The 26,630-nt window shown below is 40.9% G+C and carries 20 protein-coding genes and 1 pseudogene; 14 read left to right on the top strand and 7 right to left on the bottom strand.

The window, feature by feature from the left end:
• Window positions 1-252: 252 nt before the first annotated feature.
• The 3 genes from ACNSN3_RS16385 (at window position 253) to ACNSN3_RS16375 (ending at window position 7,802) form a co-directional block, all read left to right on the top strand.
• The gene (locus tag ACNSN3_RS16385) at window positions 253-3,426 is read left to right on the top strand and encodes a glycosyl hydrolase family 18 protein (RefSeq protein WP_418609662.1); all 3,174 of its coding nucleotides are present in this window, start codon (window positions 253-255) and stop codon (window positions 3,424-3,426) included.
• 66 nt (window positions 3,427-3,492) lie between these two features.
• Window positions 3,493-5,106: a lytic polysaccharide monooxygenase gene (locus ACNSN3_RS16380; protein WP_418609660.1), complete on the top strand. Its 1,614-nt coding sequence runs from the start codon at window positions 3,493-3,495 to the stop codon at window positions 5,104-5,106.
• 65 nt (window positions 5,107-5,171) lie between these two features.
• A complete protein-coding gene (locus ACNSN3_RS16375; protein ID WP_418609658.1) occupies window positions 5,172-7,802 on the top strand; it encodes a glycosyl hydrolase family 18 protein in 2,631 nt (876 codons plus the stop codon).
• 90 nt (window positions 7,803-7,892) lie between these two features.
• Here ACNSN3_RS16375 and ACNSN3_RS16370 read toward each other — a convergent pair whose 3' ends face one another.
• A complete protein-coding gene (locus ACNSN3_RS16370) occupies window positions 7,893-8,375 on the bottom strand; it encodes a putative 4-hydroxy-4-methyl-2-oxoglutarate aldolase (RefSeq protein WP_418609656.1) in 483 nt (160 codons plus the stop codon).
• A 351-nt stretch (window positions 8,376-8,726) separates the two neighbouring features.
• On the opposite strand from ACNSN3_RS16370, the gene ACNSN3_RS16365 reads away from it, so the two are divergent.
• Complete coding sequence (locus ACNSN3_RS16365; protein ID WP_076918827.1) at window positions 8,727-10,190, top strand: carbon starvation protein A; 1,464 nt, start codon at window positions 8,727-8,729, stop codon at window positions 10,188-10,190.
• A gap of 130 nt (window positions 10,191-10,320) precedes the next feature.
• Here ACNSN3_RS16365 and ACNSN3_RS16360 read toward each other — a convergent pair whose 3' ends face one another.
• Entirely contained in the window at window positions 10,321-10,839 is a 519-nt protein-coding gene (locus ACNSN3_RS16360; RefSeq protein ID WP_010389306.1) for a TetR/AcrR family transcriptional regulator, read from the bottom strand.
• A 174-nt stretch (window positions 10,840-11,013) separates the two neighbouring features.
• Between ACNSN3_RS16360 and ACNSN3_RS16355 the strand changes: the two are divergent.
• From ACNSN3_RS16355 to ACNSN3_RS16345, 3 genes and pseudogenes are all read left to right on the top strand, one after another.
• Window positions 11,014-11,163, top strand: a pseudogene (locus tag ACNSN3_RS16355) (glutathione S-transferase); the annotation flags it as partial.
• A gap of 48 nt (window positions 11,164-11,211) precedes the next feature.
• Window positions 11,212-11,907 carry a cupin domain-containing protein gene (locus ACNSN3_RS16350; protein ID WP_418609653.1) on the top strand — a complete coding sequence of 232 codons (696 nt, stop codon included), beginning with the start codon at window positions 11,212-11,214 and terminating at the stop codon, window positions 11,905-11,907.
• Window positions 11,908-12,010: 103 nt separating this feature from the next.
• Window positions 12,011-12,406 carry an STAS/SEC14 domain-containing protein gene (locus tag ACNSN3_RS16345; protein WP_075170008.1) on the top strand — a complete coding sequence of 132 codons (396 nt, stop codon included), beginning with the start codon at window positions 12,011-12,013 and terminating at the stop codon, window positions 12,404-12,406.
• 43 nt (window positions 12,407-12,449) lie between these two features.
• Here the strand turns inward: ACNSN3_RS16345 and ACNSN3_RS16340 are convergent, their stop codons facing one another.
• The 3 genes from ACNSN3_RS16340 to ACNSN3_RS16330 all read right to left on the bottom strand — a co-directional run bounded on the left by ACNSN3_RS16340 (window position 12,450) and on the right by ACNSN3_RS16330 (window position 17,307).
• Window positions 12,450-13,400, bottom strand: coding sequence for a carbohydrate kinase family protein (locus ACNSN3_RS16340; protein WP_109875137.1), 951 nt, complete (start codon window positions 13,398-13,400; stop codon window positions 12,450-12,452).
• Between the two features lie 116 nt (window positions 13,401-13,516).
• On the bottom strand, window positions 13,517-15,910 hold the full coding sequence (locus tag ACNSN3_RS16335) for a TonB-dependent receptor (RefSeq protein WP_418609650.1): 2,394 nt from the start codon (window positions 15,908-15,910) through the stop codon (window positions 13,517-13,519).
• A gap of 167 nt (window positions 15,911-16,077) precedes the next feature.
• The gene (locus ACNSN3_RS16330) at window positions 16,078-17,307 is read right to left on the bottom strand and encodes an MFS transporter (RefSeq protein WP_055011497.1); all 1,230 of its coding nucleotides are present in this window, start codon (window positions 17,305-17,307) and stop codon (window positions 16,078-16,080) included.
• 172 nt (window positions 17,308-17,479) lie between these two features.
• Between ACNSN3_RS16330 and gtfA the strand changes: the two genes are divergently transcribed.
• Window positions 17,480-18,952: a sucrose phosphorylase gene (gene gtfA, locus ACNSN3_RS16325; protein ID WP_418609648.1), complete on the top strand. Its 1,473-nt coding sequence runs from the start codon at window positions 17,480-17,482 to the stop codon at window positions 18,950-18,952.
• Between the two features lie 74 nt (window positions 18,953-19,026).
• Here the strand turns inward: gtfA and ACNSN3_RS16320 are convergent, their stop codons facing one another.
• Complete coding sequence (locus ACNSN3_RS16320) at window positions 19,027-20,058, bottom strand: LacI family DNA-binding transcriptional regulator (RefSeq protein ID WP_418609646.1); 1,032 nt, start codon at window positions 20,056-20,058, stop codon at window positions 19,027-19,029.
• A gap of 81 nt (window positions 20,059-20,139) precedes the next feature.
• Window positions 20,140-21,033, bottom strand: coding sequence for an AraC family transcriptional regulator (locus ACNSN3_RS16315; RefSeq protein WP_010389287.1), 894 nt, complete (start codon window positions 21,031-21,033; stop codon window positions 20,140-20,142).
• Between the two features lie 194 nt (window positions 21,034-21,227).
• On the opposite strand from ACNSN3_RS16315, the gene ACNSN3_RS16310 reads away from it, so the two are divergent.
• From ACNSN3_RS16310 to ACNSN3_RS16285, 6 genes are all read left to right on the top strand, one after another.
• Complete coding sequence (locus tag ACNSN3_RS16310; protein ID WP_010389285.1) at window positions 21,228-22,748, top strand: aldehyde dehydrogenase family protein; 1,521 nt, start codon at window positions 21,228-21,230, stop codon at window positions 22,746-22,748.
• A 346-nt stretch (window positions 22,749-23,094) separates the two neighbouring features.
• Entirely contained in the window at window positions 23,095-23,700 is a 606-nt protein-coding gene (locus tag ACNSN3_RS16305; protein ID WP_418609643.1) for a DUF998 domain-containing protein, read from the top strand.
• A 114-nt stretch (window positions 23,701-23,814) separates the two neighbouring features.
• On the top strand, window positions 23,815-24,024 hold the full coding sequence (locus ACNSN3_RS16300) for a hypothetical protein (RefSeq protein ID WP_054201355.1): 210 nt from the start codon (window positions 23,815-23,817) through the stop codon (window positions 24,022-24,024).
• A gap of 71 nt (window positions 24,025-24,095) precedes the next feature.
• On the top strand, window positions 24,096-24,647 hold the full coding sequence (locus tag ACNSN3_RS16295; protein ID WP_418609641.1) for a GNAT family N-acetyltransferase: 552 nt from the start codon (window positions 24,096-24,098) through the stop codon (window positions 24,645-24,647).
• Window positions 24,648-24,690: 43 nt separating this feature from the next.
• The gene (locus ACNSN3_RS16290; RefSeq protein WP_418609639.1) at window positions 24,691-24,948 is read left to right on the top strand and encodes a hypothetical protein; all 258 of its coding nucleotides are present in this window, start codon (window positions 24,691-24,693) and stop codon (window positions 24,946-24,948) included.
• Between the two features lie 178 nt (window positions 24,949-25,126).
• The gene (locus ACNSN3_RS16285; RefSeq protein ID WP_138595748.1) at window positions 25,127-26,599 is read left to right on the top strand and encodes a S41 family peptidase; all 1,473 of its coding nucleotides are present in this window, start codon (window positions 25,127-25,129) and stop codon (window positions 26,597-26,599) included.
• Window positions 26,600-26,630 lie beyond the last annotated feature (31 nt).

Raw genomic sequence — 26,630 nt, 5'->3', positions numbered from 1 at the left:
CATTCCTAATGTAAACTAAGCCCAGTTTTCTGGGCTTTTTTATGCTCGATTGATAAGTGTCATTTATTTGAGCTTAGTATATGAATGGATTTTTATACGTATAAATAACTAGTCTTATATTATTAATTAGTTAATTAATACTTTTTTTGTTCATTAATTACACTTTATTTACTTGATATTTACTTTGTTCATGCTAGTTTCATAAATGGAAACTGACAATAGCATTTCTTAACACACTAAGCGGAGGAGCAAATGAGCTCACGGAAAATAATAAAAAATGCCTTCAAATTAAGTGCCTTACCTCTAAGTGCATTTAGTTTAAATGTATACGCATCAACTGATTGCAGTACATTAACGGCATGGGAGTTAGGGCAAACTCATACAGCAGGAAGCCAAGTTAAGGCACAAAATAATGCCTATGAAGCCAAGTGGTGGACACAAGCCAATCCTTTGGAGAATGCAGGTCAATATCAAGACTGGTTACTTTTGGATGTATGTGACAGCGCTGTCAATGATAATCAATCGCCTATAATTACTGAGATAACACCTGGGAATGGTTCTTTATTTAATGATAAAGACAGCGTTGTCATTTTGGCGCAAGCAACTGATTCAGATGGCTCGGTTGCAGGTGTGGAGTTTTTTATAGACGGTACTTCCATTGCGGTTGATAACACTGCGCCGTTTAGTGTTAACTGGCAAGCTATTGCGGGCGAACATCAAATTAGTGCTGTAGCAACAGACGATGAAGGAGCGATGTCTGCTGAAGTTGTTAATACGATAAGTGTAAGTGATTCAGTGATTGTTGACCCTGTTAATCAAGCACCAGTTGCCGCTATTTCATTTAGCACGCTACCGGATCAACTGGTTGTTGGTTCGCAGGTGGTGTTTGCACTTTCTGGAACTGATAGTGATGGCCAAGTAACGGCTCTGAGCTTTGCAGCAAACGGGGTGGATGTTCATCAATCAAGCTCACCAGCGAGCAGTTTTGCATGGCAAGCAACGGCACTTGGTCAGGCAACTTTCACCCTAACGGTGACAGATAACGACGGTGCAACAGCGCAAGTAACAAAAGTATTAACGGTTGTTGATGAAAATACCGGCCCAGTTACGGGCACTGACTGTCGTCCCCAAGGTTTATATCAAACTCCCGGTGTAAACACGCCTTACTGTACGATTTATGACGCTGATGGCCGTGAGATCATGGGCCCAGATCATCCGCGCCGTGTAATTGGATACTTTACTAGCTGGCGTAATGGCGCTAATGGTCAACCCAGTTATTTAGTGAACGATATTCCGTGGGATAAAATCACCCACATCAACTATGCATTTGCCCATGTTGATGCAAACAACAAAGTATCTATTGGCGATCCTACTTCAGTAAATAACCCTGCCACTAATATGGAATGGCCGGGCGTAGTTGGCGCTGAAATGGACCCAGAGTTTAACTACAAAGGTCACTTTAACCTGTTAAACAAATACAAAAAACAACACCCAGATGTAAAAACACTCATATCTGTGGGCGGTTGGGCTGAAACCGGTGGTTACTTTGATGAAACAGGCCGTGTTGCAAGCGGTGGTTTTTACACCATGACCACCAATGCTGATGGTTCAGTTAACCATGCAGGTATCAATGCATTTGCCCAAAGTGCAGTTGAGTTTATTGAAAAATATGGCTTTGATGGTGTTGATATTGATTACGAATACCCATCATCAATGAATGACTCAGGCCACCCTGATGACTTCCCAATTTCTAATGCACGTCGTGGTGGTTTAAATGCCTCATACCAAGTGCTAATGAAAAAAGTACGTGAAGAGCTAGACCGTGCAGGTGAAGCTGCGGGTAAGCATTATTTACTCACGATTGCATCGCCTTCTTCAGGTTATTTACTGCGCGGTATGGAAACCTTCCAAGCGGTTCAATACCTTGATTATGTAAATATCATGTCTTATGACTTACATGGCGCATGGAACTCGCACGTAGGTCACAACGCGGCATTATTTGATACTGGGTTAGACTCAGAGCTTGCGCAATGGAATGTATACGGCACCAAAGAGTTTGAAGGCATTGGGTATTTAAATACTGATTGGGCAGTGCGTTACTTCCGTGGTGCGATGTCAGCGGGTCGAATCAATATTGGTTTACCTTATTACACCCGTGGTTTTAAGGATGTATCAGGCGGAACAAACGGTTTATGGGGCCAAGCGGCGCTACCAAATCAAGCTGATTGCGCTAAAGGTACCGGCGTAGGTGAGAAAAACAAATGCGGTAATGGTGCGTTAGGCATTGATAACCTTTGGCATGATAAGAACGATGCAGGCCAAGAAATGCCAGCTGGTTCAAACCCATTATGGCATGTTAAAAACCTTGAAAACGGTATTGTTGGCTCGTATTTAGGCGTGTATGGCTTAACACCTGATACAGACGCTGATGACCGCTTAACGGGTACTTATACTCGTCACTATGACAGCGTTGCCGTTGCACCTTGGTTATGGAACGCAGATAAAAAAGTATTCCTCTCGATAGAAGATGAAGAGTCGATGGCAACAAAAGTTGATTACGTTATCAACAATGGTCTTGGCGGTATCATGTTCTGGGAGCTGGCAGGTGACTTTGACTATAACTCAGCCAAAGGCGAGTACTTCATGGGTTCTACATTAACCTCATTAGCATACGATAAGTTTAATCAAAGCGGTGTTGCATATGATGTACATGGCGGAAATCCAAACTTCACAGTGCCTGCTGAAGCCGTAGATATCAAATTTACAGCAAAAGACTTCCCAATTGGTGATGATAATTACCCAATCAGCCCAACGTTTGCATTTACTAATAACTCAAGTCTTGATTTAAGTGGTGCAAAAATCTCATTTGATGTGCCGGTATCAACTTCCGCTATTTTTAAATCTAACTGGAATGCACAAGAAAAACTGGGCATGGCTGTAGAAGTAAATGGCTCGAACGCAGCCGGTAACAACATTGGTGGTTATGAGAACGAGTTTCACCGTTTCTCAATCACATTAAACAATGAGTGGGGTGGTCAGCCAAAAGACTTTAGCGCTGGTGCAACTGTGAATGCACAAGTGATGTACTACATGCCAATCACTGGGCCTAGCAACTTTACCATTGAAAAAGATGGAAAAACTTACGCATTCAAAGCTGAATACCCAATGCTACCAGATGCAACACCGGGTGATGGTACGGGCAATCCAGATAACGGAGGAGGTGACCCTGTAGGTACGTGTGAAGGAGTTGATATAGCCACGATACCTGCTTATCCAAACTTTCCTCAAACTGACTGGGCGGGCAACCCAAGCCATGCTGCTGGCGGCGATCTAATGGTGCATAACAATGCAGTGTACAAAGCCAAATGGTGGACAACCTCTGAGCCGGGTGTAACAGCTGATTGGATCTTAAGTTGTAGCCTGTAATTTACAAAACAATGAGGGGTAGGCCTGAGCTTGCCCCATGTATTGAGTCTTATAAAGGATAAAATAATGGCATCAATTAAACTTAACACGATTACGCTATCTGCAATTACCAGTGGTTTACTACTCAGTACACTAGCACCGCAAGTGCAAGCACATGGTTATATGGATAGCCCTAAAGCGCGCCAAGCAATTTGTCAGGTTGATGGCGGGTACTGGTGGCCTGAAGACGGCACAAATATTCCTAACCTTGCGTGTCGAGCCGCATATTTAGAATCGGGCACGGTGCAGTTTGTACAAGCCATTGAATTTTCAGTTAATACTCCTGACTATTTAAATCAAACTGCAGTTGAGGCCAATGTACCAAACGGCACTTTATGTGCTGGTGGCGATACAGCCAAACGGGGTATGGATTTACCATCACCACATTGGCAGCGCAGCAATGTAGTGCCCAATGCCAATGGTGATATTCAAATACGTTACCTTGCATCAACCCCTCACAACCCAAGCTTTTGGCAGTTTTACATTACCAAGCCAAGCTTCAATAGCGCAACTGACGTACTAACCTGGCAAGACTTACAGCTAGTGCAAGAGCACGACAACATTGAGGTTGTTAAAGACCCTGATGGTAAACGCTACTACGAAATGAGTGTTGCAATTCCGCAAGACCGTAGCGGCGAGGCCATTTTATATAGCCGTTGGCAACGTAATGATGTGGTTGGTGAAGGCTTTTATAACTGTAGCGACATCAACATAGTAAATGACGCAGGCCCGACTGATCCAAATTCGTGGACTAGCGTCGGTTATTTTGTTCGCCAAGGGCAAAATGCCATTGCAGGCGACATCGTATGGGCGCGATTATTTGACGAAACAGGCCAAGAGGTAATCAACCAACAGCTTAAAATCAATGCCGACAATCAAGCAAATTGGCAACAAGCATTGGCTGAACAACTTAACCTTGATTACGCGCATTTAGTGCAAATTGGGGTGCAAAACCAAGCGGGCGACATTACGTTTGATGCAACCGACGTACTGATAAACCAAGTGTATAGCAGCGATGCAAATTATACCTATGCCTTGAGTGTGCAAGGTGCGCCAACAAACACCGCACCCATTGTACACACCCCAGATAACCTAGTAGTTGATGAAAACACCACAACAGCAATTCATCTGCATGCCTTTGATGATGAGCAAAGTGAGCTAACTTACAGCTGGACAGTACCTACACCGCTAAGCTTTACAGGCTCTGGTGCCAACATCAACTTAACCACTGCAGAGGTATCAGCAAACACCGATTACACCATTGCAGTATCTGTATCGGATGGTCAATTAAGTACCCAAACCAGTTTTAGTGTCACGGTTAACGATGTACCTGTGGTCGATCCGGTTGACCCTGTTGATCCAACAGTACCTGAATGGGACAGCACTCAGATCTATCAAGCAAACGATAAAGCCCGTTTTGCTAACGTGATTTACACCGCTAAATGGTGGAACAAAGGCCAACAACCAGATACCTCAGCGGCATGGGAATCAGCCTCGAAAGCTGACACAGCAGCCACTTGGAATACCAGCAAAGCCTACCAAGCTGGCGCAGAAGTAACGTATCAAGGACAGCGCTATCGCGCTAAATGGTGGACTCAGGGCGATACGCCAGGGCAAGCCAATGTATGGACCAAACTTTAATAAAGCCTAAGTTTTGCAGTTCAAACTTATTAAATAATTACATAAATAATGGATAAGAGAGACCTATGAATATCAAACAACTAAGCGCAGCCATCGGTGTTGCTTTATTTGCAAGCACAGCATCTGCTGCACCGTCTACACCAAGCATTAATTGGGAACCACAGCAATATTCGTTTGTTGAGGTAGATCTTGAGGGAAACGGCTCTTATAAGCAGCTAGTTACCCGTGTTGAACAAGTTAATATCAACATTCAGTGGAGTGCATGGAGTGGTGATGGTGGCGATAGCTACAAAGTCTATTTTGATGACATGCTAGTCAATGAGGGCACGCTTGCTGCTGGTTCTAAAAGTGGCACTATCACATTCCCTTATGATAAAGCGGGCCGCCATACAATGTATGTTGAGCTATGTGAAGGTGGCACGACCTGTGCTCGCAGTGCAGGCAAACCAATTGTAATTGCTGACACCGACGGCGGACACCTAGCACCATTACCCATGGATGTTGACCCAAATAACCGCGACATTGGTATCAAACAAGGTTTAGTTACAGGCGCTTACTTTGTGGAGTGGGGAATTTATGGCCGTGATTATGATGTAACGAATATGCCAGCACAAAATCTGAGTCATATTTTGTATGGTTTTATTCCAATTTGTGGTGAAAACGCATCGTTATCGGGTGGTCCTAAACGTGCACTTGAAACCGCTTGTGCCGGTTCTGCAGATTACGAAGTGGTTATTCACGACCCTTGGGCCGCAGTACAAAAAGCACTGCCAGGGGTTGATGCAAAAGACCCTATCCGTGGTACTTACTCTCAGCTAATGGCGCTTAAACAGCGTTACCCAGATATTAAAATTTTACCATCTGTAGGTGGTTGGACGTTATCAGACCCATTCGGTGGCTTTACCAATAAAGCTAACCGCGACACCTTTGTTGCCTCAATGGAAGAGTTTTTAAGAACATGGAAATTCTACGATGGTGTAGATATTGACTGGGAATTCCCAGGTGGTGACGGCCCCAACCCAGACATTGGCGATCCAATCAACGATGGCCCAGCCTATGTGGCGCTAATGCAAGAGCTACGCGCTATGCTTGATAAACTAGAAGCAGAAACAGGTCGTACTTACGAGTTAACCTCAGCCATTGGTGCAGGTTACGATAAAATTGAAGATGTAGACTACCAAGCCGCAAGCCAATACATGGATTATATTTTTGCCATGACCTATGACTTTTATGGCGCATGGAGTAACGTAACCGGTCACCAAACAGCACTTTACTGTGGCGAACATATGAGTGCTGGTCAATGTAATGGTACCGGGCTTGATGATAATGGTGAACCTCGTAAAGGCCCTGCTTATACCACCGATAATGCAGTGCAGCTGTTACTTGCGCAAAATGTACCATCGAAAAAAATCGTCGTCGGCACGGCTATGTATGGCCGTGGTTGGGAAGGTGTTTACCCGCAAAATGCAGCGATTGATGGTAACCCAATGACTGCCCCTGGTAATGGCCCGTTAAAAGGCTCTACGGCACAAGGCGTATGGGAAGATGGGGTTATTGATTACAAGGGCGTTAAAGCCAATATGATTGGTGCTGCGGGCACCGGTATTAATGGTTTTGAAGTGGGTTATGATGAGCAAGCACAAGCCGCTTATGTATGGAATCGTGCAACCGGTAAACTAATTACTTATGATAGCCGTAAGTCAGTACTGGCTAAAGGAGCGTATGTTAATCAGTATAGTTTAGGTGGTTTATTTGCATGGGAAATAGATGCGGATAATGGTGATATTCTTAATGCTATGCATGATGGTTTAGGGGGCGTAGTTGCTCCGCCAACAAATAAAAAGCCAGTTGTTTCTGTGTCTTCATCAGTGTCTATTAATTCAGGCGAGAGTATTACAGTAACAGCTTCTGCAACTGATGCAGATAACGATCCACTTAGCTTTAGCTGGAATGCTGATAGCGCACTGGTGGTATCTGGACAAAATAGTGCATCATTAGTCATTACAGCGCCAACAGTGACTGCAGATACACAGTATGTGGCAACTGTTGCGGTATCAGATGGTCAAGCAACTGTTAATCGTGATGTTGTTGTTAATGTTATTGCGCCAACATCAGGAGGCGAAAACACAGCACCGAGCGTTGATGCTATCGCTAATATCAGCGTTGAAGAGGGCGCATCAGCAAGTGTAGCTGTAGTGGCTAATGATGCTCAAAACGACGCCCTTTCGTATACGTGGACAGTACCAGCAGGCTTAACATTAGTGGGCAGTGATGCAAACGTAACTATTGAGGCTGGCGCTGTAGATACCGATACAGACTTCACAGTGTCTGTTGCAGTCAGTGATGGCGCATTAACCACAACGCAAAGCTTTAGCGTAACAGTTACAAACGTTGATACTACAAATCCACCTACAGGAAGCTGGGATGCGAGTGTTGCATACGTTGGTGGTGATGTCGTTACTTATAACGGCGTTGAATATAAAGCAAAGTGGTGGACTCAAGGCGAGCGTCCTGATTTAGGTGGTGCATGGGAAGCAACAACACAACCTACAGATGGTACGGGTGTCGCAGTTTGGCAGCCAACGGCTATTTATAACAGTGGTGATGAAGTTTCTTATCAAGGTAATAAGTACCAAGCTAAATGGTGGACTCAAGGGAACGAACCTGGTTCAACCGATGTATGGTTAGCACTTTAATTTTAACCTGAGAATTTGGGTTTTAAAAAACCATATAAATTAAAAAAGCAGCTTTCGAGCTGCTTTTTTGTTAACGACTATTACGAGGGGTTAAAACAACGCTTTAGAGCTAATTATTAAGCCGTTTACATCAGCATATACCCAATCACCGGTATTAATTGTAGTGTTTAACATATTAACCGGGTGATCTTTAGCGCCTAAGCCGCGCTTAGTGGTACAGCGCGGTGTTGCGCCTAGCGCCATTACAGGTAAATCAAGTGTGGCAAGAATTTCAATATCGCGACAGCAACCATTAATAACTATGCCGTGCCAGCCATTTTTTAGTGCGCGCTCTGCAATCATATCGCCAATAAAGGCAAAACGTTTACTGGCAAAACCATCAACAATCAATACTTTTCCCTCACCGTTTTCATGCAGTATGTTACCAGCAAATGAGTTGTCGTCAGGGCAGGTGACGGTCACTACTTGACCATAAAAGTGAGTTTTATTACCAAAGTGTTGCAAGCCACTGTCAGCAACTTGCACATGGTCGCGATGTTCATCGTATAAATCGGGCGTAGTAAACGGTGTCATTAAGGGCATCCTTGTTTTTTGGCAAAGCCATGTAGGGCAAAGGCAGTAAATTTAAAGTAGTAATAATGTTTATCGTAGGCTAATTAATCACTCAGGTGTAGCTATTATTGCAAATTGGCGTATAGATTTTAGTCGCAATATAAGTACTTTTAACGTCTTTTAATGCTGTTTTTATGAGTAACGTAAGCTTTTACTTAGTTTTATTTTTTCGAATAAATTTCATTTTGTAAGCGCATTAGCCAAACGTCTCATTGTTGCGTGGTTTTTCATATGCTACGTTCAATTGTTATTTTAAATTTTGGGCTGCAATACTGTGCCCTATACACACATACAAAAAGAGAAGCGTGCTTTATGATCATCTTTTTTATTTGCCTGACTATTTTAATATTAGGCTATAAGTTTTATAGCCCGTTTGTTGAAAAACAAGCGGGTATGGACTCGACAGTAGACACACCACAGAAGCGTTTTAGCGAAGGTGTTGACTATGTTGCTATTCACCCTGTTCGTGCATTTTTAATTCAGTTTTTGAATATTGCAGGAGTAGGCCCCATATTTGGTCCCATACTTGGCGCCTTGTATGGCCCAGTAGCGCTGGTTTGGATTGTACTTGGTAACGTTTTAGGTGGAGCTGTACACGACTTTTTCTCTGGCGTAATGAGTATTAAAGAAGACGGTAAAAGTTTACCTGAAATTGCAGGCCATTATTACAACGTAGTATTTAAAGGCTTTATGCTTATATTTACTGCTATGTTGTTATTCTTTGTTGGTGTAGTGTTTATTATGAGCCCTGCAGGATTATTGAGTAACTTAGATGCATTTGAAGGCACCATTTTTGCTAGTAATACATTTTGGGTTCTCGCTATTTTAGCTTACTACTTTTTAGCCACGTTATTACCAATCGATAAAATCATCACTAAGTTTTACCCTATTTTTGGCTTGTTAATGATTGTAATGACAGTTGCTATTGCAGTCTCACTGTTAATCAACGCACCCCATTTACCAGTAGCTGGCGACTTTTTAGCGTATTTTGAAGCCGATCATGCTCACGACTTTTTAGCCCCAAACCCTGATGGACTGCCTACTTGGCCGTTGCTATTTATCACCATTACTTGTGGTGCCATTAGTGGTTTTCACTCAACGCAAGCACCTATTATTGCTCGTTGTTTAACTAACGAAAAATATGTACGCCCGGTTTATTATGGCGCGATGATGTGCGAAGGTATTGTAGGTTGTGTGTGGGCGCTTGCTGGTATTGCTGCCTTCCCAGAAGGTTATGCGGGTTTAAAATCGATGCTTGATTTAGGCGGTCCAGGCTTAGTGGTTAACCATATTGCAAACAGCTACTTAGGTGTATTTGGTGGTATTATGGCTATTATTGCTGTTGCTGTTTTCCCTATCACCTCAGGTGATACGGCGTTCCGCTCACTGCGCCTAACAATGGTGGATGCGTTTAGTATTCCGCAAAGTTTACGTAATCGTTTGTTGTTAGCGTTGCCAATTTTAACCATTGCTTACTTTATGACTAAGCTCGACTTCTCTGTTATTTGGCGCTACTTCGCGTTTTCAAATATGCTGCTTTCTACCAGTGTTTTATGGCTTGCTACTAAGTATTTATTTGACCGTGGTACATTCCACTGGATTGCTAGTATACCTGCTGTAATTGCTTCAGCTGTGACCCTGTCATACATAATGACTGCGGCAATAGGATTAAACTTATCAAGTGATTTAGGTAAACCAATTGGTGTAGCGGTTGCTGTTGTAGGCTTTATTGTATTGGCTTTTGTGCATTCAAAACATAAAGCGCGTCCAGCTTAAAACTACATAGTTATTAATGCAAAAAGCGAGCTTTATTTAAGCTCGCTTTTTTATGCTTGAACAAGTAGTAATTTGGTTAATAGATTTATCAACTTTCTGATCGCCAACCACTTATGTTGACTATCTACCGCTAAAAAGTCGCTTGTTCGAAGTAGCTGATATCATCTAGGGTTTTACTAATAATCATTGCCCCTTCTAATAAGCTGACTGTTTGTATTGCCGCCCGAGCAGGATTAAGCTCTCCATTTATTTGATGTGCTTGAGTTAACCAGGCTAAGTTTTTATTAAAAAACCGCTGAACTTCAACCCGCACTTTATCGGGTAGGCTGTCGCTTTCTGCACCGAGTAAGCCACATAAACACATCTTTTTGTCTATCACGAGCGCATTTCTAAATAACTGAGTGTAAATATCGATGGGATTTTTACCGTTTGCTTTATGTACATTCGGATCGCCAAGTACTGCAATAAAGGCATCGGTGTATTGATGCGCGAGTTCAGCGCCTAAATCAGCTTTCGTTGGAAAGTGATAATGCACACTGGCACTTTTTATACCAATCTCAGTAGCAAGTTCTCTAAAGCTAAAGTTGCTATAACCACCCAGTCGCACTTTATTTTCTGCGGCTTGTAGCAGGGCTGCTTTTTTACTCATTTTGATATTTCCTTGCTGTTATCTGAAAAAATTATCAACCAGTAGGTAGTTATTTTCAAGCTCTTTTGTTTTTAGTTTGCAAACATTTAGCGCTTGCTATAAATTACCTATCAGTAGGTAGTTTCTGTTTACCAATATAAACCTAAGTTGTCGTTAAAAATATAAGAGAGCATTATGAAAATTTATGACGTAGAAAATTACCCAAACCCATTGCAGGCTCGTATTGCACTTGCTGAAAAAAAACCGACTGAAAAAGTAGAGTTTGTTGCTGTCGATTTATTAAATGGGGAATACTGCAGTGAGGCATTTTTGGCAAAAAACCCTTAGCCAAGTATTGGCGTTTAGTTATAAATTAATAATTTGGAGTCAAATATGAAAATTGCTGCCGACTTTAGTCAACGTGTGGTGGTGCATAGTGAGTCACTTGAGTGGATAGCTTCGCCCATGCCGGGTGTTGATAGACGTCCACTTGACAGAGTGGGCGACGAGGTTGCTCGTGCCACTAGCATTGTACGTTATGCGCCAAACAGCCACTTTAGCCCACATACACATACCGGCGGTGAAGAGTTTTTAGTACTTGATGGGGTATTTCAAGATGAGCATGGTGACTTTCCACAAGGTACCTATATTCGTAATCCTCCACAATCAAAGCATACTCCTGGCTCAAAAGACGGTTGTATTATTTTTGTAAAACTATGGCAGTTTCAGCCAGAAGATCGCCAGCACGTGTGTATTCACACACAGCAGATGCAAGGGCAGAAAACCCCCGAGTTTAATGACCTAAATGTCATTTTGTTATATCAAGATACGTATGAAACAGTGAGTATTGTACAGTTTAATGCTAATCAATCTTTAGCGCTCACGGTGAGTGGTGGCGCTGAGTTGTTGGTTTTGGATGGCACTTTACAAGAGCATAACGACACACTTGAAAAACACAGCTGGCTTAGAGTTCCTGTTAATAGCCAAATAAACGCCACAGCGGGTAACAATGGCGCAAGAGTATGGATAAAAACCGGCTATTTAAACGATGTAAAAAACCAAGTTAATCGGTTAAAAAAACATAATTAGCTCAAAAAATAAATCTGCATTAAGTGACTTTTTTGATCTGCTTCAAGTAAAAGCTTTTAACTATTGCCTATAATTTAAGCTCTTTTCATTCAAGGGTTGAGTTATGGTTAATTTAACACATGGTTTGTCGATTGGTATTGAGCGCTCAGGCAATGAGTTTTTCTTAACACTTAAGGCAATTGGTACCTTAACTCACAAAGACTATGAAGTGATCACCCCGATGATCGATTCAGCGTTAGGCGAAGTTAAACATCCTATTGTTAATGTATTAATAGATGGCACCGAGTTAGATGGTTGGGAGCTTCGTGCTGCTTGGGACGATTTAAAACTTGGCTTAAAGCACAACAAAGAGTTTAAAAAAATAGCGATTTACGGCAATAAAGAGTGGCAATCTACCATAGCTAAGTTAGGCAGTTGGTTTATGTCGGGTGAAATACAATACTTTGAAAATGCTACTGCCGCTTTAGAATGGCTAAAAACCAGTAATTTAGACGCTTAGTAAAAAAAGGCCAACAGTGGCCTTTTTTTGTAAGTACCTTAGTTTATTTTGACAGTGTTTGTTGCGTGGGAAGCGCAGGAAAAGCGCCTTTAGCTAAGCATGCTTTTGAGCCACAGCGAAGACCAAAGTGAAGCGCTTTTTTTACTATTGACTCATCATTTAGCTTATCAGTAAGTGGCACTGCATTATCGCTGTGGTTTAAGTAGTACAGTACGCCAGCAATAAAAGCATCACCGGCGCTGGTGGTATCTACAGCGGTAATTGTTGGAGCTGCTTCACTCAGGGTAAAAGCGTTATGGTAAACAGTCGCTGGTGCTGGACCATCGGTTAAAAACACCAGCTTGACGCCTAATTCAAGCAGTGATTGTAAGTAGGCATCAGCTGATTGTTGGCGTTGCGTTGCTAAAAAATTTAACTCATCACGTGAGAGCTTAACAATATCGCAATACGCGTAGCATGCATGCACGTTTTGCTCAATGTCATTGCTATTTTGCCATAAACTGTAGCGTAAATTTACATCAAAGCTAACGATTTTTTGGTTGTTTTTAGCCTGCTTTAAAGCACACACAGTAGTTTTTGCTATAGCTGTATTGGTTAAGGTGTTTGAACAAAAGTGTAGGGTACTCAATTTATCCCAATTAATACGCTTTAAATGCTCATTCGTTAACAGTAAATCGGCTGTTTGATGACGATAAAAGTTAAAGCTGCGTTCGCCGCTTTCATCTAGGCTGACAATAACCATAGCTGTTTGCGCGCCTTCTATGGTAAATAAATACTCAGTATCTACGTTATATTGCTCAAGCGCATTAGTTAATTGTTTAGCAAAATAGTCATCTCCCATACCGCCACAAAACGCAGCTTTGCCGCCGAGCTTTGCGTAACCTACTGCCACATTAGCTGGAGCACCTCCTGGAATGGGCAAATAAGCACTGTTTTGAGAGTCTTGAGGCAGCATATCAATAAGCAGTTCACCAAGGCTAAGTAATTTGGTCATAGTGTAAATCCTAAAAAACCTAGCATGGCTAGGTCAAAATTCAAGGGAGAATTATTAAAACTAGTGTAACAATCGCTGAACAAACATAGCTTCAGCGATTGTTACACTAAAGTTGGTTAGTTAAACGCGTATTTAAACGTCAATGACGTTGTACGGCCATTAATAGCACGTGCGCGTATAATGTTGTTATCAGGTATTGAGCCTTCTTCTGCTTCAGTAATACCTACCGTATCGAATAGGTTATTTACATTTAACGCAATATTAAGATTTTCTGATAAATCGTAGCTTACAAAGCCATTTACTTGAGTGTAACCATCAAACTTAAGATCGTTATTATCTTGAGCATAGGCATCGGTAGTACCAATAAAGCTTAGGCCTGCAGAGCCTTTTTCATAAGTGTAACGTGCCATTAATGAGTAAATTAAATCAGCTTGGCGACGAGGCGTATTACCAACCACTTCAGGGGTAAGTGCATCTTTTGCAATTTCAGCGTCTGTCCACGTTAAATTACCACGAAAATCCCATGCATCAATAAAGTAGGTTGATTCAACCTCAATCCCTTTTGCTTCATATTCGCGGTCAAAAAAGGTTTGTGATGTCGCTTCAAAGTTTTGCTCTTCAGTTTGTGCATAAAATGCCGTGGCAAAAACTGACAGTGAATCAAAGCGCTTTTTAATACCAAACTCATACTGGTTTACTTCATCAACGGCATCTTCATCGGCTACTGAGCCATCGGCGCGAACTTTACCAAATAAAAGTCGGTCAGCATTGGCGCGACCGCCTTTACTCAATCGTGCAAACGTTGCAAGGCTTGAGTCAATTTGGTAATTGGCACCAATTGAATATGATGCGTAATCCCAGTCGTAATTAACAGGGCTGGCATTTGCAAGGTCAATACCTGCAACATTTTGTTCAGGAACAGAAATCACACCGTCGCGATTCATATCAACGGTTGAGGTAACCGCGCCTGCATAGTTACCACGTGCTTCACCGCTGTCATAACGGGCACTAGCATCAATACTTACGTCACCCACCTTAGTTGAAAATGCAACATAGGGTGCACGAGTGTCGTATTCTGTGTCGTAATCACGTTGGCAACAGTTACCCCAAAAAGGCGTGCCATAAGCGTATAAGCCATTTTCAGAGAATTCAGTCCCATCGGCGGCTGTTACATTTAACAGCGCAGCGTTATCACCTTTGAGCTCCATTAGGTAGGAATTCCATAACCACGACATGGCAATATTTTGGGTTGACGCATAATAGCCAAAAGTAACGCTAGTATCATCGCTTAGCGATTTAGTCAGTTTGAAGTCGTTAACAATTGAGTCAAAGTCATTCATGGTTACGTCAAACGTATGAATACGCATGGCTAAATCATCGTTAAATGCAGCACCTGTGGTCGCATTACTAAGCGTTGCACCCACACCACCAATACTTTGCGCTATAGCTGATGCATCGCCAACTTCAGCTGGGATCAATGAATTAAAATTACCGCTTACAGATGATTTACGAAAACGGTTTTCAATACGCCAATCGTTGTCTAAATCAAATACAGCCTCAAAACCAATTGAGTCAACTTGGGGATTCATACCATCACGAATATCGCCGTTGCTTATTTGGTTTTCGCCGTTTAAGCGCACTGTTTTAGTAAATAATGCTGAATGCGGGGTATCTGATTGTGCGTCAAACCCAGGAATTGAGTCACCATTTGCATACATTGGCATAGGTAAGTAGCCAACACTTTTATCATCTAAATGTTTGTAATAAAGACGCACGTATCCATTTTCAAAATCTTTGGTCAGGTTGGCTTTAATTTGCCCACCTTTATTTGATGTGTAACCTGTTTCACGTGGGCCTTCACCTTGACGTACAAAACCACCAACATGAAAGCGTACAGTGTCATTTAAATAGGTGCCATATTCAAAGTCAGTTCGAATAGTATCGTAATCTAGGCCAAGTGTAGTTGATACGCTGCCCGATTCGTTTTCGCCATTTTTTGAAATGAAATTAATTATGCCACCCGGTGCATTACTTGCTGCGGTAGAGGCTGAACCACCACGAATAGATTCAATGGTTTGCACTGTGTTATCTAAGCGCATAAAAATGTCAGCGTTACCAAATGCAATATCGCCATATTGTAAAACAGGTAAGCCATCTTCTTGAAGCTGTAAAAATTTAGCACCACCAGAGGCAACCGGTAAACCACGTACTGCAATGTTGGCGTTACCTTCACCGCCGGTTGATTCTGAGCGAACCCCAGGAATAATTCTAAATGCCTCAGCAGTAGAGCGAGGCGTAGACACCTCAACTTGCTCAAGCGACACACTGCTTACAGAAGAACTTGACGCCATTATCGTTGTACTGCGGGGAACACCGGTAACAACAATTGTTTCTAGCCCTTTGTTAGCTTGCGCTTGTGTATTTTGCTCTTGTTGTTGTGCATTAACGCCTTGGCTAACGGCGAGCGCTAAAGCACTGATCAGATATAAAGGTGTGTTGTGTGTTGTCATGTGAACGCCTCGTTTTAAACCCAAAGGGAAGTTGTTATTTTTACTTAATCGATTAAGTAAAAATAACAAAGTTTTTACAATAAGCAAATTATTTTGTTAATTATTTGCTTTTTTTTTACTCAAACATTGATTTTTATAATGTTTTTATAGCATTAAAAGTTGTTTGTTTACTCAGCGACTAAGTTACTTTGCTCTAATGCTGCTGCTGATGGGTCACGAATATAATTAAATAGCATAGCCAAAAATAATATGACTGCAAAACCCGTAGCTAAATAAAAACCGTAGCGTACGTGTCCAAAGTAATCGCTGATCATACCCATAAATAAAGGTGCTAAGGCGGCTGACAGTGCGGTAAAAAATAATATAACGCCGGCTACTGCACCGTGTTGATGCACAGGAAAACACGATATTCCCTTAGAGTTTAAAGTAGGGTAGACCATCGACATAAATAAACCTGAGAGAGGTAATAAAGCCACAGCCCAATCAACGCCGCCATAAAGAGTGCCAACGTAACACAGCGCAATGCCAAAGCTTAAGTAAGCCATAACTCCTTGCCAACTAAACCTATTCAGTAACCATACCGCAATAAAACGCCCTGCAGCACGTAACACAAAAAAGATTGTAAGTGCGTAAGTGGCCAGCAGCGGCCATGAGCCAGTGTAATCTTTTAGCAGAGTAGGCATCCACACGTATATGGCGACTTCGGTGGCAACATATAAAGCAATTGCAAGTGAAAAACCCAGTGCATAAGGATTTTTAACCATTTTTATAGTCGTTTTTAGTGAGGCTGGCTTATCTGTACTTTTTACCACAGCAGGGTAATCGGCACGCCAAGCAAGCAATGCCAAAATCAAACACATAATGCCAGCAATGATGTAAAGGTAAGTCCAACTTACATTTTGAACCAGCAGCACGCCAACTAAAGCAGGGCCAACAATGGCTCCAATGCCAAAAAAACCTTCTACTTTATTCATGGTTTTGGTGTGTTCTTCGTTGCTATTAGAAATATCGCCTAAAAGCGCCAGTGCACCGGTTTTAAATAAACCAATGGCAAGGCCAATACAGCACAGTAAAAAAACAAAAAATATAAAGCTGCTGCTAATCGCAAACAAAAAACAACTTGCAGAGAATATTAATAAACCAAGCATAATCGTTTTTTTACGGCCAAGGCTATCGGCTAAAAAGCCTAGAAATAATCCACTTATTGCAATCATGGCCATAGGCGCATAATGAAACGCACTGGCTTGGGTCATACTTAATCCAAAATCGCTTATGAGTTCGGGAATGATCATGCCAACGGCGTCAGAGGTCATGGCAAACATAAAAAACATCATGTATGTGAGCCAACGAATTTGTTGCAACGGATCGCTGCTTACGTGTGTGTGTGATTTTGTCATTTGCTTTTCCTCGTTAAATGCTTGGTAACACACATTAAGTTGTCAGTAACTTATTGTAGTATTAATCGAGCCACGATATTTGTATGTAAAATATTTAAAAATTACTTGTAAATTCTTACTTGCTAGTTAAAGATATATCTTAATCGATTAAGTTTCAACTTGGTAATCACACATGATGAAGAATAAAGTTCAATTGATCACATACGCTGATCGAATCACCGGTAAAGATATAAACGCATTAACAGCACTTCTAAAGGGTCCACTTAAAGACGTTTTTGCAGGGGTACACTTATTACCATTTTATAACCCAATAGATGGTAGCGATGCAGGTTTTGACCCAATTGATCACAGTGAAGTTGATGCCCGAATAGGAACTTGGTCAGATATTCAAGCACTTGGAAAAGACCATGATTTAATGGCCGATTTAATAGTGAACCATGTATCGGCGCAATCGTTTCAATTTCAGGATGTGCTGGCCAAAGGCAAAGTCTCTGAGTTTTGGGATTTATTTTTAACTAAAGAAGACGTATTCCCCAATGGCATGAGCAACCAAGAACAACAAGCCATTTACCGTCCACGGCCTGGAAGCTGTTTTACACCAATGAAATGCGGTGATGGTCAAACGTATGATTTTTGGACCACCTTTACCGACAACCAAATTGATATAAATGTAAAAGTAGAAGCGGGCATTGCCTATTTAAATAACGTACTTACTAAATTTTCTGCTAACAACGTAAACATTATTCGTTTAGATGCAGCGGGTTACGCCATTAAGCAAGCAGGTACTAACTGTTTTATGCTCGATGAAACATTTGCCTATTTAGATAAACTCTCAAAGCAGGCAAATGATTTAGGCATGGAAACCATTGCTGAAATTCATAGTCATTATCAAACTCAAGTTGACGTGGCTAAGCGCGTAAACATGGTATACGACTTTGCCCTACCACCGCTTATTTTACATAGCTTATTTAATAATGACGTAGACGCACTGCTTAAGTGGTTACAAATTTCACCGCGTAACTGTTTAACTGTACTAGACACCCATGATGGCATTGGCATTATTGACGCGGGTCCAATGGGCGATAAACCTGGGCTGTTGAACGCATCTCAAATAGATAATCTAGTAGAAACCATGCATGCCAACAGCAATAACCAGAGCCGTAAAGCAACAGGTGCAGCTGCAAGTAACGTCGACCTATATCAAGTTAACTGTACGTATTACGATGCATTGGGCGCAAATGATTTTGATTACTTATTATCTCGCGCCATTCAATTTTTTGCACCGGGTGTACCACAAGTATATTACGGTGGTTTATTTGCTTGCAAAAATGATATGGAGCTTCTGGCGAGCACGAACGTTGGTCGTGATATTAATCGCCCTTATTTAGATGCCGCTAAAATAGATGAAGCGCTAAATAAGCCGGTAGTAAAAGGATTAATAGCGTTAATTAAAATACGTAATGAACACCCTGCATTTGCTGGTGAATTTACTGCTCAAGGTGGCGAAAATGTATGTTGTTTAATGTGGAAGCTTGAACAACAGTCAATTTCTTTGAGTATTGATTTTACAAGTCGTACCGCACTTATTACACAGGTTAATGGTGCTCAAGAAACCACTTTAAACTTACAAAGTTTATTAGTTTAAATAGCTTTATTTGTTGAAAACCAAAAAGCCAAGCAACTTAAGCTTGGCTTTTTTATCTGCGCTACTAACAGCACTCAGCTACTTGCACCAATATCGAGTGCGTAACCTACTTCGTGTTGTTTTTCTTCTTTAGAAATAAATAAGTTAGCAGCTATTACACCTTTTTCTTGGCTATTTTGATGAATAGTCGTAAGGCGAGGCACAAAACGGGCTGCTTCTTCTATGCCATCAAATCCAACAATACGTATCTCATTCCCTATTTTTATCCCTTGTTTTATTGCTTCTCGCATGGTGGCGAGGGCGATTAAATCACTCATACATATAATCACATCAGGGCGTGGTGAGGCGTTTAATACTTCTTTTGCAGCTATGCTGGCAAAACGCTCGCTACTTTCAGGAATATTCCAAATGCGGTCGTCGGCTACCGTTACATTCGCTTCATTTAACGCACGCTGATAACCTCGTAAGCGTTGGTGAGAAATAGATTGACCCGTTTCAAACTCATGATGTTCGTAAACTCGGCACAATACATTTTCATCGAGTAATCTCAAGCCCAATATTGCCACGTTATCAGTTGCCCTGTGCAAAACATGTTTGGCTATTTCGTAACTGGCTTGTTCGTTGTTTATGTTAATTGATGCGTTGCGGGCAATATCAAAATCCACAGTAACCACATGTTTTTGTACTGTTTTTAGTTGCTCTACCAGTGCTTTATTTCGCGGGCGACCATAACAAATAAAGCCATCAACAAAATCAACAACGTTATTGAGATTGTCGCTATTGCCTGAAAACAATAAAACATTAATGCCGTTTTTTTCAAGCACTGAGGTTACACCACGCATAAAGCTACTGGCGACAGGGTCTGACACCATATATTCCACGCTATCTGGCAGCACTAAAGCAACAATATTAAATGTGCCACTTCGCAAAGATTGCGCCGCTTTATTAGGGCCATAATAACCGAGCTCTTTGCAAGCTTTAAGTATGGCTTCGCGTCGTTTAGCCGAGAGTTGATCAGGGCGATTAAACGCATTTGATACCGTAGCATTAGACACACCTAACTCTTTGGCGATACTTTTTAATGTCCAGCGGGTGGGTTTACTCATCAGCGACTCATTACTACTTAGCAGGAAATTAGTAAATTAACATATTAGGCTGTTTAATATAACAAAAACTGTTGCATTGAGTTAATGCCGACACTGTTTAGGTGCAATCCCAAAGGTTTGCTTAAATAAACGGCTAAAATGACTGGCGCTATTAAAACCAAGGTCGTAGCACACTTTACTTATAGCTTGGCCTTCTAATAAAAGCGTGCGGGCTTTTTTAAGCCTAAGTTGTTGCTGCCAAAGCGCAGGGCTGGTGCCAAAAGCGAGTTTAAATTGCTGGTAAAACTTACTACGACTCATACAAGTTATTTTGCATAATGTGTCTATGTCGAGTGTGTCGCTTAAATGCTCTTCAATGTATTGCAGTGCATCACTCACGTTACTTTTTAGACGCAGTTTATCGCAGTTGGCCATTAATAAATCGCGGCTTTGTTGTTGCAGTAAACGGGTGATCAATTCGTTTAACGATAAATCAATTAGGTAGTGTCGCTCGGCGCCTTGCTCACTAAATAAATGCACCATTCGCTCTAATAGCTGCTGAGTTTGCGCATTATGTTGGGTATGCACTAAATTAGGGCTGTATTCAAATAAGGTATCACTAGCAAAGTTTTGCTGCATATTAAGCGCATTAGCCACATTGGTTATTTTATCTGTGCTGATTTCAATCGCTAAACAGGTGGTAGGTGAGTTGAGAGTTGCCTGTGGAAAATCAATCAGCACCCCTTGCTCGGGCGCTAATACAAACGATTCGTGGGGTAAAAACGCTTTATGATAATGACTATTCTCAACATGCATAATTTTCTTGCCACTGAGCATGGCACAAAACAGTAATTCGTTTGAATGCAGCGCCACTTTTTGCGCACTTTTATAAGTATCATAAATACTCAGTTCGCTGTTGTCGGCAGCAAAGCTCACTTTGTTTTCAATAAGTACATCAAGTTGTTGGCGTTTTTTATTTAACTGTGACGAATACATAATCAGCCTTTTTAATGATTAAATCGTTTGGACTCACAGACAATTTTTTTGGACTGCTAATCAAGTTTTTAAGCGCTTAATAGTCTAATGTCAATCAATACCGATTAAATATAAAGCAACTAGCTACATTACTCTAACAAGTTGCTGGTATTTCGGCTTAGACTTTTAGCTAACAACAACAAGAGAACACACATATGATTTACGCAAATCCAGGCACAGCAGACGCACTCATCACATTTAAACAGCAGTATGGTAACTATATTGGCGGCGAGTGGGTTGAACCCGTTAATGGTCAATACTTTGAGAATATTAGCCCTGTAAATGGCAAAGTGTTTTGTAAAATTCCCCGCTCTGACAAAGACGATATTAATTTGGCGCTTGATAAAGCGCATGCCGTAAAAACGCAGTGGGGCACAACCTCAGTTACCGAGCGCAGTAATATTTTATTAAAAATTGCTGATCGCATTGAACAAAATCTAGAGCTACTTGCAGTGGCCGAAACATGGGATAACGGTAAAGCCATTCGCGAAACCCTCGCGGCGGATATTCCACTTGCTGCGGACCACTTTCGTTACTTTGCCGGTTGCTTGCGTGCTCAAGATGGCAGTATTGGTGAAATAGACGAAACCACGGTGGCGTATCATTTTCATGAACCATTAGGTGTTGTAGGGCAAATTATTCCGTGGAACTTTCCAATTTTAATGGCTGCATGGAAACTAGCACCTGCACTTGCAGCTGGTAACTGTGTGGTACTTAAACCTGCTGAGCAAACACCCGCCTCAATATTAGTATTAATGGAAATTATTGGTGATTTACTACCCGGCGGCGTGCTAAACGTAGTAAATGGCTTTGGTAAAGAAGCTGGTGAAGCACTGGCAACTAATACGCGTATAGCTAAAATTGCCTTTACAGGCTCAACCCCTGTGGGTTCACATATTTTAAAATGCGCAGCTGAAAATATTATTCCTTCAACGGTAGAACTTGGGGGAAAATCACCTAATATCTTCTTTAACGATGTTATGGAAAAAGACGACTCATACCTAGATAAAGCAATTGAGGGCGCCATTCTTGCCTACTTTAACCAAGGTGAAGTATGTACTTGTCCATCACGCTTGTTCATTCAAGAAGATATTTATGAGCAATTTATAGAACGCATTTTAAAACGTACCAAGCAAATTAAACGCGGTAACCCGCTAGACAGCGAAACCATGGTAGGTGCGCAAGCCTCTAAAGCACAGTTTGATAAAATTTTAAGTTACATTGATATTGGCAAACAAGAAGGTGCTGAAGTACTCAGTGGCGGTCATGTTGAGCAACTTAGCGATGAGCTAAATGGTGGCTATTACATTCAACCTACTTTATTAAAAGGCACTAACGATATGCGCGTGTTCCAAGAAGAAATTTTTGGCCCCGTTATTTCAATGTCGACCTTTAAAGACGAAGCCGAAGCGCTCGAATTGGCTAACAGCTCAGAATTTGGTTTAGGCGCAGGTGTATGGAGCCGTAATATGAACCGCGCTTATCACTTTGGTCGCAAAATAGAAGCCGGTCGCGTATGGACCAACTGTTACCATATGTACCCAGCACACGCTGCGTTTGGCGGTTATAAAAAGTCTGGTATAGGCCGCGAAACGCACAAACTCGCGCTCGATCATTACCAACAAACTAAAAACTTATTAGTAAGTTACAGCGAAGATCCCCTTGGCTTCTTTTAATAAGGCGTTTTAGTTTAAACAAACAACCTATAAGTAATGAAAGCGCTGCATTGTTGTAGCGCTTTGTTTTTTTTAAAACTAATACTGATAGCATTTGATTAGTGGTTAATTATAATAATAAAGAAATGATTTATTAATGAGGCGAAATAAAACCTCAGTGAATCATGCACAAAGAGGGTAATAAGGCGCTGGGTTGAAAAAGTAGATTAAAGGTTCTAGCTCAGGGCTGTTATGGCTAGGTTCAGGCTGTTTGCACAATCTCGCTGCTCGTCACTCGAAGCCGGCTCATTTTCTCCTCTGTGTTTAAAAAGGCTTTAGTGAATTAATCACAAAAAGGATTATGGTGATGTTTGAAACGATTGCGATTTATTCAGGGTTAATAGTCACATTATGGATATTCATTGGTGTTTATGTAGCAAGTCGGTTTTATAAAGGTTACAGCCATTCTAAACAATTTTGTAGTGAATTAGGTGCAACAGGAAGCCCAACTGAAAAACTGTCACCGCTAATTAATAATTATCCTTTAGGTTTTCTATTTTGCTTTTTTGGCTGGTATTTGGCGCAATTGGCTAATGTTTCTATATTGGTTAATATTGCTGGTTGGTTAGTTATAGTGCATGGTATTGGTACCTGGGTTGCGGGTTATTTTCCTATGGATGCTGACCCATTTACTAAACATCCAACTTTTAGCTGCAAGGTACATTCTTGGGCTGGTTTTATTATGTTACTTTCGCTGGTTGTAGCACCAATATTAATAGCTATTAGTCCAACCACAGAAGTTATCTCTCTATACTTTCGTGTTTTTTCAATTGTTTCTGTTATCGCTACAGTTTATTATCTGTTTGCTATGGCTAAAGCAATAAAACCACAAAGTAAACCTGGTACCTATCAACGTATCTCTTATGGTATTCAATTAAGTTGGTTAAGTGTTTTTTCAATAGCATTAATTTAAAACAATCACTAGTGCCTATCATTTGTTTAAACGTTCGGCTTGTCAATCTAAGAAATACATCAGCATTGTGTTGATTTTAGCTCATTATTTGGGCTTATAAATTAAGGAAGACTCATGAATATAAACGATACTAAATTACGTTTTATTTTACTAAGAGGTCCTTTAGGCTGGGGAATTCCTACAGCTATTTTATTTCAATTAATCATGCACCTTACAGGTGAGCAAGATTTTTTTGATGGAATCATTTCATCTTTAATAATATTTCCTTTAGTAGGCATATTATTTGGATACTTTATGTGGCATTCAAAACATAAAAAGAACTAAATAACTGAGAGACCTACCTTAATTACTTGGTTTTTTTGAAAGTTTTTAGCTGTAATTACAAGGAGGTTTGAGTGAAAATTTGTGAAACCCAAAGATTGCTTATTCGGCAGTTTTCAATTGATGATGTGCCGGCATTAAGTAAAATTCTTAGTGACGATGAATTAATGAAATACTCAATTCGTGGTGTGTGCGATGAAGCCGCAACTGGTGAATTTATAAAGTGGTGTTTACAATGCTACGATTCATATGATTTGGGCCCATGGGCACTAATAGATAAAAACAGCGATTTATTGATTGGATTTTGTGGTATTTCCCCACAAAGTGTTGCGGGGAACGAAGAGCCTAATTTAGGGTATCGATTAGCGGTCGATTTTTGGAATAAAGGCTTAGCCTGCGAAGCGGCTAAAAGTGTTTTAAAGTATGTGTTTACTCAAACTACTCATCAATCCGTTGTTGTTATTATTGAACCTGAGCATATTGCGTCATTGAGAGTTGCAAAGAAAATTGGCTTTACAGATTATAGCAATCATGAATTTCACGGTCGTGCCGTACAGTTATATCGATTAACAAAGGCGCAGTGGAATGAATGGACTTCTTTAGATGCTGCTTATGTAGCTACCTAAAGCTCAAGATAGTTAACGTTGGTTTGTTAAAAGGAAATTTTTAATGGATATAGATTCTCACATAGTTCAGCTTGAAAAAAATTACCGAAAGTTATTTAGTGCATCTCATTATTTGGGACTTACGATAGCGATGGCTGTTATTGTTTTGTTGTTAATGTTTTATTTCAGCCCATTGATAGGGCTTGCTTTTTCAGGTTTTGCTGCTTTCTTTTTAAACTTTTTCTATTCACAGTATAGCTTTAGAAAACTCAACGCCCGCATAACACTACTGCAAACCAAAATTGAACTAACGTCTAAGTAAGCTGTTGCTCTAAATTTAAAGCCAGTTCATTTTAAATCTTACTCGTTGTTAGCTGCTTTTAATGTTGTTAAGTTACTGCTATAAAAATAATTTGCTGATACTTATTTGATTTAAGGTATTTTTAGTTCCACCAAATGAGTTTACAGTAATTATATAACCTAATTTAAAATGGATTTTCATGAACATAAAAACAAAAATAGTTAGCCGTACTTTATTGAGTGCTTTATTAATTACGCCTACCTTGAGCATGGCAGAATTAGCAGTTACTCCTCAAACACCAGAGCAATGGCGCAGTGTTACTGATCGTGATATTGAAGCTGCTTACAGTATTTCGGCAAAAAACCACCCCGGTATGTTTGATGTTAACAACCCAGTCTTTCCTGAGCTATTAAAGCAAGCAAAAGCAGAAGCACTTGCACTGTCTGCTAAAGCGAGCGGGCCACAGGTTCATGTTGCGGCAATTGCGCGTTTTAGTACTGTGCTACAAGATGGTCATGCAGGTGTGTTTTCAAGCGTTGAACGACCTGCTCGTCGTTGGCCTGGTTTTAGTGCCGTTTGGCGGGGTGATGCATTAAAAGTGTATTACAGTGAAACAGATAATATAAATAAAGGTGATGTGATAAGTGGATGCGATGGGCAAAGTACCGAGACGTTAATGCGACAAAGAGTGTTTAAATTTCATGGACAGGTTACACAACCTGGGCATTGGTGGCAGCAAGGTTGGCGGTTACTAATTGATGAGGGCAACCCATTTTTAACACCTCTAAAAGAATGTCAATTTATTAAAGCTAATGGGCAAGCTTACAGTAAAACCCTTGATTGGTCTGTTCGGCCAAAGAGTGTAAGTAAGCATTTAACACATGCTTATAATGGGGATGAGCTTACAACCGATTTAACTTGGCCTGCGCAAAACATAGCGTGGATTGCTATGCCCAGTTTTGCAAATAACGATAAGCAAACTCATGATTACAATAACCTGTATAAGAAAGTGGCGAGTCAACGTACTAAGTTACTCAGTGCAAAAACGGTGGTTTTAGATCTTCGTCATAACCAAGGTGGTTCGTCGTATTGGAGCTTAAAGCTTGCAAAAGCGTTGTGGGGTGAGCAAGTTGTTGAACAAAAAATGGATAACTACTCAAAAAATAGCCGAGTTTGGTGGAGAGCGTCAAAAGATAATACTAGCCATGTTAAATCATTAATTGAAGTGTTGAAAGATCAACCTAAAGCACAAAAAGAGTTTAAAGAAATAGCTGCAGGTATGGCGCAGTCACTTGAAAATAATAAGCTATTTTACATCGAAGAGCCGCAAAGTAAACCAAACCAAAGCGATAGCACGGTGCCAGAGAGTGACTTTAAAACACAGGTTTTTGTTATTGTGCCGCCACAGTGTGCAAGTGCGTGTCTTGATGCCATTGATGTATTTAAGCAGTTTTCAAACACTCAGTTATTTGGCGCGCCAAGCAGTGCTGACTCACTGTATATGGATGTTCGATTAGCTGAGTTACCCTCAGGTTTAGGTAAAGTGATAGTGCCTAATAAAGTGTATGTGAATAGAGCAAGAGGAAAGGGCGATTATTATAAACCCGATATTGCCTATAACGATATTGATTGGACAACCGATAAGCTATTAGAAAAAATTAAACAGTTATAAAAAAAGCCGCTCAATGAGCGGCTTTGACTGT

It is taken from the genome of Pseudoalteromonas sp. US3C1004 (assembly GCF_048401065.1).
Taxonomy (GTDB): domain Bacteria; phylum Pseudomonadota; class Gammaproteobacteria; order Enterobacterales; family Alteromonadaceae; genus Pseudoalteromonas; species Pseudoalteromonas undina.
The sequence above is the reverse complement of the archived record's forward strand: the minus strand, read 5'-3'. Positions and strand labels throughout refer to the sequence as shown.

Excerpts from the sequence above, each read along its gene's own strand:
- ACNSN3_RS16385 (WP_418609662.1), top strand. The coding sequence starts at position 253 with ATGAGCTCACGGAAAATAATAAAAAATGCCTTCAAATTAAGTGCCTTA.
- ACNSN3_RS16380 (WP_418609660.1), top strand. The coding sequence starts at position 3,493 with ATGGCATCAATTAAACTTAACACGATTACGCTATCTGCAATTACCAGT.
- ACNSN3_RS16375 (WP_418609658.1), top strand. The coding sequence starts at position 5,172 with ATGAATATCAAACAACTAAGCGCAGCCATCGGTGTTGCTTTATTTGCA.
- ACNSN3_RS16370 (WP_418609656.1), bottom strand. The coding sequence starts at position 8,375 with ATGACACCGTTTACTACGCCCGATTTATACGATGAACATCGCGACCAT.
- ACNSN3_RS16365 (WP_076918827.1), top strand. The coding sequence starts at position 8,727 with ATGATCATCTTTTTTATTTGCCTGACTATTTTAATATTAGGCTATAAG.
- ACNSN3_RS16360 (WP_010389306.1), bottom strand. The coding sequence starts at position 10,839 with ATGAGTAAAAAAGCAGCCCTGCTACAAGCCGCAGAAAATAAAGTGCGA.
- ACNSN3_RS16350 (WP_418609653.1), top strand. The coding sequence starts at position 11,212 with ATGAAAATTGCTGCCGACTTTAGTCAACGTGTGGTGGTGCATAGTGAG.
- ACNSN3_RS16345 (WP_075170008.1), top strand. The coding sequence starts at position 12,011 with ATGGTTAATTTAACACATGGTTTGTCGATTGGTATTGAGCGCTCAGGC.
- ACNSN3_RS16340 (WP_109875137.1), bottom strand. The coding sequence starts at position 13,400 with ATGACCAAATTACTTAGCCTTGGTGAACTGCTTATTGATATGCTGCCT.
- ACNSN3_RS16335 (WP_418609650.1), bottom strand. The coding sequence starts at position 15,910 with ATGACAACACACAACACACCTTTATATCTGATCAGTGCTTTAGCGCTC.
- ACNSN3_RS16330 (WP_055011497.1), bottom strand. The coding sequence starts at position 17,307 with ATGACAAAATCACACACACACGTAAGCAGCGATCCGTTGCAACAAATT.
- gtfA (WP_418609648.1), top strand. The coding sequence starts at position 17,480 with ATGATGAAGAATAAAGTTCAATTGATCACATACGCTGATCGAATCACC.
- ACNSN3_RS16320 (WP_418609646.1), bottom strand. The coding sequence starts at position 20,058 with ATGAGTAAACCCACCCGCTGGACATTAAAAAGTATCGCCAAAGAGTTA.
- ACNSN3_RS16315 (WP_010389287.1), bottom strand. The coding sequence starts at position 21,033 with ATGTATTCGTCACAGTTAAATAAAAAACGCCAACAACTTGATGTACTT.
- ACNSN3_RS16310 (WP_010389285.1), top strand. The coding sequence starts at position 21,228 with ATGATTTACGCAAATCCAGGCACAGCAGACGCACTCATCACATTTAAA.
- ACNSN3_RS16305 (WP_418609643.1), top strand. The coding sequence starts at position 23,095 with ATGTTTGAAACGATTGCGATTTATTCAGGGTTAATAGTCACATTATGG.
- ACNSN3_RS16300 (WP_054201355.1), top strand. The coding sequence starts at position 23,815 with ATGAATATAAACGATACTAAATTACGTTTTATTTTACTAAGAGGTCCT.
- ACNSN3_RS16290 (WP_418609639.1), top strand. The coding sequence starts at position 24,691 with ATGGATATAGATTCTCACATAGTTCAGCTTGAAAAAAATTACCGAAAG.
- ACNSN3_RS16285 (WP_138595748.1), top strand. The coding sequence starts at position 25,127 with ATGAACATAAAAACAAAAATAGTTAGCCGTACTTTATTGAGTGCTTTA.